A 12036-nucleotide genomic window follows, 5' to 3' on the forward strand; every position below is an offset into this window, starting at 1 on the left:
CCTTCACAAGGAGTATGGGCTCACAGTAAGCCCTTGGTACAGCTTTGCCGGGTATGGCGTAGCCACTGCCACGGGGGTGATGCGTATGCTTAACAACCGCCATTGGATGAGCGACGTGTTTTGTGGAGCGGGCATAGGCATCATGTCTACCGAGCTTGGCTATGCCCTGAGCGACTTGTTGTTTAAGAAAAAGGGGCTAGTTGCTCCCGAAAAGCATAGCTTGGTGAACCTAAGTACCCACCCTTCGTTCTTCTCTATCCGCATGAGCGGCATTCTAGGGCAGCAAAGACTTCGCACGCCAGACAGCTTTAAGGCTACATTGGGCGACGTTCCGTTCCTTATGCAGTTTGGAACAGGGGCTATGGTGGGCGTGGAGGCAGCCTATTTCTTTAATCCCTACATCGGCGTTGGCACCTCGTGGCAACTGGTCGGACATCATGTTAAGCACCTCGACAAGCCGTTTAGGCGACCTTCTGCCACGGCAAACCTCCCCGAAGGCGTTACGTTTGACTTCTTACGCACAGGCCTAAACGAACTTTGTTCCTCTTTGGGACTTTATTTGGCATGGCCTTTTGCGCCTCGCATGTCTTTGGGCGGACAGTTTACCGTTGGGCGCAACATCTTTAAGGGCATCTCGGTGCGCGCCATGAAGGAAGGGACGGTGAAGAGCGGAACACCTGAAAGTTACACCGATACGCAGCAAAAGTACACCACCGAATGGGACTTCCTCACCATCCAAGGCAACAAGGCCCTGCGTTTAGGCACAGGCATGTCGTTCACCGTGGCCTACAAGCAGGCTTACAGCTGGCGCGCGTTCCTCAATCTGAATTATTCGTTCAACACGTTTACCTTGACGTTGAACCCTTCGGAATGGAAACAACACGAGTTTCCCGATGCAAAGAACCTGCCCAACGAGGTGATTACCGAGCGCATAAAGAAGAAACTGTTGCAACTAAGTGTCGGTACGGCGTTTTGTATTTCGTTTTAAATGCGTGGTAAAGATTAAGCAGTTGGCCACCAACCGCTTTTTTTCGGGAGCCTTATTGTATAGGCTTTGTCGCATTTCTTCTTTGTCGCAGGGCAGCCCTCTCGTCACTTCGTCCTCTCGTCAGCAAACAAAATTGAGAGATTTTTCACTCATGGCGCACCACACCTTTTATATAATGCGGTCGTCGTGAGTGAGAAATCTCTCAAATGATACATTTTCTTTGCTTATGCGTTGTGGCTTGCTTGTGTAATGCAGTTGTATTACACGGCAGGCGTGGCGTTAGCCTTTGGCGCACCATCCACGCGCTTTTTACTTCGTTTAACCTTGAACTTATCAAACCCATTTCCGTAAACACCGCTCACAGAAGATTGCGTAACGAAGGCGTGTGGGTCTATTTCGTCAATCATACTGTACACTTGCGATGCCTCACGTTGTTTGGTTACAAGAACCACCAGCTTGAGATGATTACCTGAATAATAGCCCGTGGCATCGATGATGGTGCATCCGCGGTGGGGTGGGGTGCTTGTTATGCGTTGGCAAATCTCTTCGTAACGTTCGGAAATAATGAGGAACTGCACCGAGCGTTTGCCCATATTCACCACTTGGTCGAGTACAAACGACACCACAATAAGTCCCACATAGCCATAGATAACCTGCTCCCAACTCTTCAAAACCAAGTAGCTAAGGCTTACGATAATCATGTCTACCAACAGAATTACGCGCCCAAGCGAGATGTCGCGATACTTGTTTATGATGGCTGCAACAATATCCGACCCTCCCGAACTGCCGTGATAAGACAGCCCGAAGCCCAAACCGATACCGCAGAAGCACGACCCGATGATGCAGGCCAAGAAAGGTTCGTCGCGAAGGATGGTGGGATTGGGAAAGAGTTGGCGGAACAACCCAACGAACATCGTCATCATCGTCACACCGTAGATGGTTTTCAAGCAAAACTTAAAGCCCAAAACTTTCAGGGCAATGGCAAGAAGTATCAGGTTCATGCCAAAGTATGTGAACTGCACAGGGGTGTGCGTACCCCAAAAGATGATGGACGAAAGACCGGCTACACCACCTGTGGTGATGTGGTTGGGCAAGTAAAAGGCCACCCAACCCAAGCTATAGAAAGCCATGCCGATGCCAATCATCACGTAGTCGGTAAGTTCCCGATATATGGCTTTTTTGTTTACAGCTGTCATTTTTGCAGTAAGTTGTGAACGGTTTTGTTTCTGCGCTTTACGTCTTGCCCCCTTATTTGGCGGCGATGCACTCTACTTCTACCAGTGCTCCCTTCGGCAATGCCTTCACGGCCACGGCCGAACGGGCAGGGAAAGGCTGCGAGAAAAACTCGGCATACACTTCGTTCATCTCGGCGAAGTTGGCCATGTCCGAAAGGAAAACGGTGGTCTTAACCACGTTGTTCAGGTCGGCACCTGCCGCTTGCAGCACGTTTCGCGCATTGGTAAGCGATTGGCGGGTTTGTTCTTTCACGCCACCCGGCACAAATTCGCCCGTCGTTACGTCTACTGGAAGTTGCCCTGAGGCGAAAACAAAGCCGTTAGCCTCGATGGCTTGACTGTAAGGGCCTATAGCCTTGGGTGCTTTTTCTGTGTTGATTGCTTTCATTTGTGTTGATTGTTTCTGTAATTGCGTGCAAATATAATAATAAAACTTGACGTGAGCAAGTTTGCCCCAGTTTGTGTTTTTTTATTTATTTATCGCGGTGTTAATTGCACTTTTTTCACTATATTTGCATTAGTGGGATGCGCGCTGTGGGCAATGGCCAACCGCTTAGCCCGCAAACGCATTTTGGCACGGTGTTTGCCATTCCATAATATGGTTGCCCGAATTAGGTGTCAATCAGTCGTCTTAGCGGCGATTAAGTAATTATTAAACGAAAATACAGGAGGAATAAAGTATATGAAAAGCCAATTTTCACCCAGGGTTTCAGAAGTTCTGGCATTCAGTCGCGAAGAGGCAACGCGGCTGGCTAGCAACGTTGTGGGGCCCGAACATTTGCTGCTGGGCATTTTAAGAGGAAGTGGCGGCCCTGTAAACGAACTCTTCGAACGGCAGAACACCGACATCGAAGCCATGCGCTTGCAACTGGAAGAGTTGGCCAAGGCACATGCGCAACATGCACCCGTGGCCAACAACGAGGTGGCCCTTAACGAAATGCCGAACAACATCCTGAAATTGGCCGTGTTGGAGGCACGCATACAAAACACGCAAACCGTGGATGTGCAGCACCTTTTGTTGGCTATGCTGCACGACCGCGTGGACAATGCCGCCAAACAGGTGCTAGAAAGCAACAACTTGAACTACGAAGACACGCTGGCTTACCTGCAAAAGCGGGCCATGCCATCGCAAGATAGCCTCGGACTTTCCGACGACGAGGAAGACGAACCCATGCCAGGCAATAGCGGCGCACAACGTAACGAACGCGCACAAGCCACGCAGACGGCTAAGGGGAATGGCAAAACGCCCATCCTTGACAGCTTTTCTACCGACCTTACCCAGGCCGCAATGGAGGATAAACTCGACCCCGTGGTGGGTCGGGAGCAGGAAATTTTGCGCGTTACCGAAATTCTCAGTCGCCGAAAAAAGAACAATCCCATCATCATTGGCGAACCGGGTGTGGGCAAAAGTGCCATCGTTGAGGGGCTGGCTCAGCTCATTGCCAAGCGCAAAACGTCGCCCGTGCTCTTTAATAAGCGCATTGTGAGCCTGGATATGGCGGGTATGGTGGCCGGAACGAAGTATCGCGGACAGTTTGAAGAGCGTATTCGCGGATTGCTCAAAGAAATAGAGAACAACCCCGACATCATCGTTTTCATCGACGAGATACACACCATCATCGGCGCAGGAAGCACACCTGGCAGCATGGATGCCGCCAACATCATGAAACCGGCGTTGGCCCGTGGCACCATACAATGCGTTGGAGCCACCACGTTAGACGAGTATCGCAACAGCATCGAGAAAGACGGCGCGCTGGAAAGACGTTTCCAAAAGGTGATTGTTGAGCCCACAACGGCCGACGAAACCTTGCAAATCTTAGAGAACATTAAGGATAGGTACGAACGCCATCACCACGTGGCGTACACGGAAGACGCTTTGCGCGCCTGTGTCAAACTGACAGAACGCTATGTCACAGATAGGGCTTTCCCCGATAAAGCCATTGATGCGCTCGACGAAGTGGGCGCAAAAGTGCACTTGCAACACGTGGAAGTGCCGCCGGCCATCATCGAAAAGGAGAAGGAATTGGACGAGGCTAAGCTGAAAAAGCAAAACGCCGTTGTGAACCAAAACTACGAATTGGCCGCCAACTACCGCGACATGCAACTGCGACTGGAAAAGGAATTGGAGGCACTGAACTACGATTGGGCGTTTGGCGACAACGACAATCGCCAACCCGTAACCGAGAAAGAGGTGGCCGAAGTTGTGTCGATCATGACGGGCGTACCCGTGCAACGGATGGCAGAAACCGAAGGCGTAAGGCTGAAAGGCATGGCCAACGAACTGAAACAGGCGGTTGTGGCGCAAGATGCAGCCATCGAAAAGATGACTAAGGCCATTCTGCGCAACCGCGTTGGACTGAAAGAACCCAACCATCCCATTGGCGTTTTCATGTTCCTTGGCCCCACTGGCGTGGGCAAAACCTATTTGGCCAAGAAGTTGGCGCAGTTTATGTTCGGCAGCGACGATGCCCTTATACGTGTAGATATGAGCGAGTACACCGAGAGCTTTAATGTTTCGCGCTTGGTGGGTGCGCCTCCGGGATACGTGGGCTACGAAGAGGGTGGACAGTTAACAGAGCGTGTTCGCCGCAAACCTTACTCCATCGTATTGCTCGATGAAATTGAGAAAGCGCACGGAAATGTGTTCAACCTGCTGCTGCAAGTGTTGGACGAAGGTCGCCTTACCGATGGAAACGGCCGACTGGTAGACTTCCGCAACACGGTTATCATCATGACTTCGAACGCCGGAACACGGCAGCTGAAAGAATTTGGACGTGGCGTAGGCTTTAACACAGGTGGCGCGTTGGGGCTTAACATGGATGAGAAGGATAAGGAATACGCCCGCTCGATCATCCAAAAGAGCCTTAGCAAGCAGTTCGCGCCTGAGTTCTTAAACCGTCTTGACGAGATTATCACCTTCGACCAACTAGACCTCAACGCCATCAATCGCATTGTCGACATCGAGTTGAAGGGGCTTTACAAGCGCGTTGAAGACCTGGGCTACCACCTGGAAATAACCTCCGAGGCCAAAACTTTCGTTGCATCGAAGGGCTACGACGTGCAGTTTGGTGCGCGTCCCTTAAAGCGAGCCATTCAAACGTACATCGAAGACTTGCTGGCCGAGCGCATTCTCTCAGACGAATTGGCCCTTGGTGGCACCATCGTTATAGACAAGTGCCCCGACAAAGAAGAACTTTTGGTTAAAGAAGTGGTTGCATCCTAAACCCTCCAACGCAGGTTTCGGCCTGCGTCGCGGCCTTTGTAGCCTTCATTTAGAATACCAGCGGGGACATCATGAACTAGTCATGATGCCCCCGCTTTTTGGTTATGGGTGGTTGTAAGTGTGCACGGATGGAGGTAAGTCGTGGCAAATGATGGCACTATATGTTGCGTTAGTTTGGGATAACGAAGAATACCATTCTTGCTAGCCTTATGGTTAGTTGCCATTCCAATAGGCATATCCACTTCTAAACTCGTTAACTTGTCCACTTGTTAACTCGTCAACTACCAAGCTCATTAACTTGTTCACTCGTCAACTCATCAATTAAACCTCTCGTCAGCTACCAACCCCGTTAACTTGTAACCTTGTTAACTCGTCAACTCATCAATTAAACCTCTCGTCAGCTACCAACCCCGTTAACTTGTAACCTTGTTAACTCGTCAACTCATCAATTAAACCTCTCGTCAGCTACCAACCCCGTTAACTTGTAACCTTATTAACTCGCCAACTCTTGAACAGGTCCTCTTGTCCGTTTTTCAGTAAGAATTTTAACATTATGAGTGCCTTTTTTGCCCGCCAACTGCCCTTCGGCCCGAAAAAACGATTCTCGCGAAGGTTTATTTGGTGCAAAATGGGGGTGGCGTATAAATTACAGACACGGCCATTTGGCTTTGCATAAATGTGCAATTTATACAGGTAGTTGGGCCATTTAGCTGCTTAAAAACTGCGATTTGGTGCTAAATAGACTGTATTTAGCACCAAAACGCAGTGTATTTAGCACCAAAACGCAGTGTATTTAGCACCAAAACGCAGTGTATTTAGCACCAAAACGCAGTGTATTTAGCACCAAAACGCATTGCGTTTAGCATCAAAACGCAAGGTATTTAGCATCAAAATGCAAGGCAAAATGTATTAATATACATTGTATGCAGAGGCATAAATGTTCAATTTTGGGTGAAAATAGGTGCTGGATGAGGGCAAAAAACGCTTTTAAAAGTAGGTTTTTGGTGGTTAAAAGCAGGTTTTTGGGCATGAAGAAACGACGAACCAGCACCCAAATAGAAAGGCGAAATGGTGCTAAATGCACGTAATGTTCTTAAAAATGGACAGAAAGCATAGCATGTAAGGCTGCAAAAAGCGGCTAATTTCCTGCTAAAAGCTCTTGTTTTTTTTCTAGAAGGGTGTGGCGAACAAGAGGTGTTTTGTAAAATATTTGTAAGGTTCTTTTAAGTTGGTAGGTTTATGAGTTTGTGAGTTGTTTTAGTTGGTAAGTAGGTTGGTTTGTGAGTTTATAAGTTAATAGTTTATGAGTTTATAAGTTAATAGTTTATGAGTTTATAAGTAGGTAGGTTTATGAGTTTATAAGTTGTTTAGTTGGTAAGTAGGTCAGTTTATGAGTTTATAAGTAGGTAGGTTTATGCGTTTGTAAGTTGTTTTAGTTGGTAAGTAGGTAAGTTTATGGGTTTATAAGTTGGTAGGCTTATGGGTTTATAAGTTGGTTTAGTTGGTAAGTAGGTAAGTTGTTGGGTTTATAAGTTGGCTTAATCTGTCGATTGGGATGGGAAGAGCCATAAGCAGACGATTGGCTATTTAGTGTCCTTCAAAAAGCAATTTACCCCCTGCCCACTTTGAGAAGGGAGCAGGGGGTAAGTTGTTTGGTGCGAAGGATTTAATTAGAACATCCCTTCGCGGCGGCTTCCCAAAGGAATGCTTACGCCAATCATGCCGCTAATCGTGCGCGTATCTTGTCCGAAGTACATGTAATCGGTGGCCAGTGTAACAGGGCCAAGCTTGAAACCAAGTCCCAAGCCCTTGCCTTGGCTTTGTATCATCGAGTAGCTTAGGGCGATGCCGATATGGCGGTTAAAGCTGTAATTGCCTGCAAGGGTCAGTTCCGATTGCGTATTTACCTCGCCAAAGCGTGTGGTGGAGAGCGCGCCAACGGTCAACTTGTCTTCGAGCAGCTTGTATTGTGCGCCCAACACCATTGTGGTGCGTAGCGAAGTGGTGCGCGATTTGCTCTCTTCGGCCTTTAAGTTCCACAGGTCTGAGTTAAACACGTCGCCGCTTTCTATGGTTTTTCTGAACTCACGGCGGTGTTCGCCTGCGTGTACGCCGTCGAAGTCGTACTCGCGATTAAAGTCGGAAACACCATTGATGGTTTTGCCTTGACCCCAAGAAATGAAACCCAGGTCGAGCAAGGCTGCCGATAATGTAAAGTCGCGGCCAAGCTTATAGGCCGCGCCAAGGTCTACAGCTGCACCGAAACCGGCTAGGCCGCCGCTGCCGTTGTAGTCCATATTGTCTACGTATTTGTTGTTATCCGTAACGAAAGACAAGCCCGCCATCGAGCCTTGCACCTCTGCACGCGCCTTGATGGTGGCCTTTCCCTTAACCTTTTGCAGTTGTTCTTCGGTAATGGTAGACCAGTCTTGGTTGGCTGCAATATCTCGCAGGTTGGTTTGCATGGTAATTTCGTCTACCTTCATGTTGATGTCTGCGATGCCAAAGAGCAGTTTAACCTTGGCTCCCAGCACCAGTCGGTCGCCAAAAGGCCTTGTGTAGCCCACGCCTGCCTCCATGTACGAGTTGATTTTGGCCTGCATACCATTGGTGTGCAGGTTGGCATTGGCCCACGATTGGTCGCTCATTCCGCGCGAGGCTCGCATGAATTCGAACACGTCGCGCTTAACGTTTGCATCCAAATCAAGCTTTAAGCTGAGGTTTACATTCCAAAAACCATCGCCGGCCCACCAGCCCGCAGCGGCCAAATCGCTGGCCAACGACATGTTCAGGCGGTTGTTGTCTTTCAGCTGGTTGATGAATTTGTCGGTGGTAAAGTAGTCGGCTGTCTTTGAGCTGTTCAGTATGTCAGAGAAATATTCAGACGAGATGGCGTTAGAACTAACGCTCGCGTTGATTGAGCCCACGAAGGGAACGGTGACATATCCGCGCGAAGGTGCAAGTGCGGGATTAAGCTGTTGCTTGAAACTTACGCCTTCCATGAAAAATGTTGTGCGATTGAATTGGGCGAACATCGCCATTGGGGCAATACCCAACAATAGGGTTGCAAGAACTTTCAGCTTTCTTTTTGGGGTCGTTTTAATGTTCATCTATTGTGAGAAATTAGGTTATCTATCTTTTGTTATTGTGCTGCAAAGATACAATTTCTTTTACATTTAGCAAAGTTGTTTAAAAAATTGTTGCGCGAAAAGGTTAAAAACAAACTTCGTTCGTGTATGTTTTTGGTGTGCAGTTGGTTTAGTTCATTGCCTCCTGGGGCATGTAATGTGTGGCCAATGCCTGTGTTTTCGGGTTAGTGAGCATAGTGGAGGTATGGGGTTAACGCAGGGGTAAGGCCGTAATTGAAAGGCTAACAACCCCGCAACTTAGGCTGTTGGTGCATGGGTTAGCTGCTTAGCTAGGCGAGAAAGGGTGCGTAACGGAAGGCGTAAGGGAGCTGGGCGAGCAACTATTCGTGACTGTTCGCACATCTCCCTGTAAGTGTGTTGGGCCGGCTTTCGGCCTTGGCTAACCTTCTGGCATTGCAGTTAGCCCCACGAAACCACCCCTCGCGTGGGCGAAAAGTGGCTCGTGGTGCTGTGTATGTTTAAAGATCGAACTTATACCCAACTGAAAGCTGGAACACGCTGTGCCTGTCTGACGAACGCGAATCGTCGAACAATGGAACTAAACCTGCACAATATCGTGCATCAATTACCACATTACTAAATTCGTATGATACGCCAATGGGAATGGCCACATCAAACTTGCGGAGTTCAACGTTGCTATATTGTGGGGCGAGATGAATAAACTGCTCTACGCTCATTTCTATGGATGTTCCATTGCGTTTTGCATTTGCTTTGTCGTTCACCAAGAAGCCTAGCTGTAAGCCTGCTTTGAGGGCAAGTCCCTTTGTTACATAGAAATTGATGAGTGCAGGAATGTTAAGGTAATCTAGTTTTACAGTTACATCAGTGCCATTAATGCTTTGTTTTCCACCTTGTTGCGAGTAAAGTCCTCCAAAAGACAGGGCAATAAGTTGGTTAATCTGATAGTTGAGCTCTAAACCAGTGACCAGGCCTGCTTTCATATCAAGGTTTTGATCCGATGCAAGGATGTTACTTAGGTTCAATCCAACTTTGGGTTGCAGACTGAATGTGCCAGATTCGGCTTGCGCGAATGCCGTTGTTGCGAACAGCAACGACAGGCAGAGGGTAGTAAACTTCTTCATTTTAATAAATGTTTTGTTGTTGTTTGATACTATGATATGTTTTTTCGGCCAAGCCGAGAGAAACCCTTGTAAGCAGTTGGAATTGATGTTAGCCCACGAAACCACCCCTCGCGTAGGCGAAAAGTGGCTCGTGCGGCTATGTATTTTTAAAGATCGAACTTATATCCAACGGTGAATTGGAACACGCTGTTGTGCCCGTTGCGCCACCATGAGCGGGTGGTAACGTTGTTTAAGCCGAGGTTGTAGCGTGCATCGAACACCAATTGGCGATATTGGTACGAAATGGCGAAAGGCATAGAAAGGTCTACCGACTCGATGTAACCGTCGTCCCAGTGTAGGCGTTTCATCGAACGGTGGAAGTCTTCGTCGTAGCTGTATCCGTCCGTTCTTAGTGTCACGGCATCGTTCACCAGGATGCCCGGTTGCAAACCAACCTTTAACTCAAGCCCCGGCGCCACGTTGAAGTGCACCATGAAGGGCAGGTTGAGGTAGTCGAGATGGATGTCCGTGCGGTAATCCCTGCTGTAAAACCACGTGTTGGTTCCTTGTTGCGAATAGATAAGCGACCCAGAGAGCGTTATCACGTCGGAAACGCGGCAGCCCAATTCGCCACCTACTGCCAATCCTAGGCGTACATCGCCACCCCAGTTGGTAACCGTGGCGATGTTGAAACCGCCCCTTGGGCATGATGTACCATTGTGACGAACGCGCATAACTGCGCCTGTAACTTCGCCTACGTTGCGAAAAGGCGTTCACCGTGACGGCTAATAGTAGCACCATCAATAAAATCTTTTTCATAATTCTAGTTGTTACAATTCAGTTGATACGTAAAATATAATCATTTAAATAGCCTGATGCAGAACTTGCACCAGTAAGAATTTTCAAGGTATTCTCTCTCTTTATCTCGTGGCAAAGATATGTAAAAAAACAATACAAAGCCTAATTCGATATGTATTTTTAACTTGTTTTAGACATCTTGACATGCAAGTGCTTGGCTTAACATTTGCCCATGCCAGCAAAAACGTTTATCTTTGCAAGGCAAGGGAATGGCCCTTTAACGGCCGCCCGCTAACAGCTACAATTATCGTAAGGCCCGTTTGCCGCCATGTCGCTACGCTTTATTTTGCACGGCGAAAAGGCAAAGGTTGCCCAAAAACAAACTAAATTGGCCCCTATGAAGCATGCCGCAAAGACAGACATTGCCGTGTTGATATTGTTTTTTAACCGTCCCGAACCCTTCGAAAAGGTGTTCAGGGCGGTGAAAGAGGCGCGCCCGTCGCGACTTTTTCTGTATCAAGACGGACCGCGAGGCGAGAAAGACATGCCTGGCATTGAGGCTTGCCGCCGCATTGCCGCCGACATAGACTGGGAATGCGACGTGAAACACCTGTACCAAGAGCGCAACTACGGCTGCGACCCCTCCGAATATATCTCGCAAAAATGGGCTTTCTCGATGGCCGACAAGTGCATCGTGCTGGAAGACGACGACGTACCCACGCAGAGTTTCTTCCCCTTTTGCAAGGAAATACTCGACCGATACGAACACGATGAGCGCGTGTGGATGGTGGCAGGCTTTAACAGCGACGAGCAAACAAAGGATGTTGCGGGCGACTACTTCTTCACTTCGGTGTTCTCCATTTGGGGTTGGGCGTCGTGGCGAAGGGTTATCGACACATGGGATGCCGACTATCGGTTTATGGACGACCCCCAAACGCTTGCCCAACTGCGCCAACTTATCGCCCAACGGCAACTTCGCCCCGACTTCTTGAAGATGTGTGCCGACCATAAGGCAAGCGGAAAAGCCTATTACGAAACCATTTTCTGGGCATCGATGCTACTCAATTCGGGGGTGGCCATCATGCCTACGCGCAACCAAATAAACAATATCGGGGTGATAGAAGATTCTACGCACTTCTCAACCCTCAACACCATGCCTGCTCCTTTGCGCCGCATCTTCACCATGCAACGTATCGAGCAGAGTTTTCCACTTACGCATCCGTCCCACATCATCGAGCATGTGGCCTTTAAAGAGCGCGTTTATCGCCGCCACGCATGGGGACATCCGTGGATAAAAACGCGTTATGCCTTTATCGAACTGTGGCTCAACCTGCGCCACGGCAACTTTAAACAGATTGGCAAGTCGGTGGCTAAGCGCGTAAGAATGTGGCTCGGCATGGAGAAACATCGCTGATAGCGATACTTTGGCAGCACCTGTATCTCCCCTAAAAAGGCAGACTGCCGCAACCCCGCTAAAACAAAACAATAATATAACAACAACAGACATGACAATGAAAAAACTCTTTGCCTTAGCGGCATTTCTCACGGTTGGGATTGGCGCATGGGCGCAAAACCTTACCCA

8 protein-coding genes are annotated in these 12036 nt (G+C 48.7%); 3 read left to right on the forward strand and 5 right to left on the reverse strand.

The features are described from left to right. The coding region (locus BN93_RS10520; RefSeq protein ID WP_044260457.1) for a phosphatase PAP2 family protein at window positions 1-988 on the forward strand (988 nt) is incomplete at its 5' end. Between the two features lie 260 nt (window positions 989-1248). On the opposite strand, the gene BN93_RS10525 is transcribed toward BN93_RS10520, so the two are convergent. Together BN93_RS10525 and BN93_RS10530 are read right to left on the reverse strand one after the other, a co-directional pair. Then, window positions 1249-2184: a YitT family protein gene (locus BN93_RS10525; RefSeq protein WP_019188289.1), complete on the reverse strand. Its 936-nt coding sequence runs from the start codon at window positions 2182-2184 to the stop codon at window positions 1249-1251. A gap of 52 nt (window positions 2185-2236) precedes the next feature. Continuing rightward, entirely contained in the window at window positions 2237-2611 is a 375-nt protein-coding gene (locus tag BN93_RS10530; protein ID WP_019188290.1) for a RidA family protein, read from the reverse strand. 294 nt (window positions 2612-2905) lie between these two features. Between BN93_RS10530 and BN93_RS10535 the strand changes: the two genes are divergently transcribed. Further along, a complete protein-coding gene (locus BN93_RS10535; RefSeq protein ID WP_019188291.1) occupies window positions 2906-5446 on the forward strand; it encodes an ATP-dependent Clp protease ATP-binding subunit in 2541 nt (846 codons plus the stop codon). Window positions 5447-7116: 1670 nt separating this feature from the next. Here the strand turns inward: BN93_RS10535 and BN93_RS10540 are convergent. The 3 genes from BN93_RS10540 to BN93_RS10550 form a co-directional block, all read right to left on the reverse strand. Continuing rightward, entirely contained in the window at window positions 7117-8556 is a 1440-nt protein-coding gene (locus BN93_RS10540; RefSeq protein WP_044260459.1) for a DUF5723 family protein, read from the reverse strand. Window positions 8557-9053: 497 nt separating this feature from the next. Further along, the gene (locus tag BN93_RS10545; RefSeq protein WP_044260523.1) at window positions 9054-9677 is read right to left on the reverse strand and encodes a porin family protein; all 624 of its coding nucleotides are present in this window, start codon (window positions 9675-9677) and stop codon (window positions 9054-9056) included. A gap of 146 nt (window positions 9678-9823) precedes the next feature. After that, window positions 9824-10390 carry a porin family protein gene (locus tag BN93_RS10550; RefSeq protein WP_019188294.1) on the reverse strand — a complete coding sequence of 189 codons (567 nt, stop codon included), beginning with the start codon at window positions 10388-10390 and terminating at the stop codon, window positions 9824-9826. 461 nt (window positions 10391-10851) lie between these two features. Between BN93_RS10550 and BN93_RS10555 the strand changes: the two genes are divergently transcribed. Next, complete coding sequence (locus BN93_RS10555; protein ID WP_044260524.1) at window positions 10852-11868, forward strand: hypothetical protein; 1017 nt, start codon at window positions 10852-10854, stop codon at window positions 11866-11868. The last annotated feature ends 168 nt before the right edge of the window (window positions 11869-12036 follow it).

The sequence above is a fragment of the Prevotella conceptionensis 9403948 genome (assembly GCF_000312305.1).
Classification (GTDB): Bacteria; Bacteroidota; Bacteroidia; order Bacteroidales; family Bacteroidaceae; genus Prevotella; species Prevotella conceptionensis.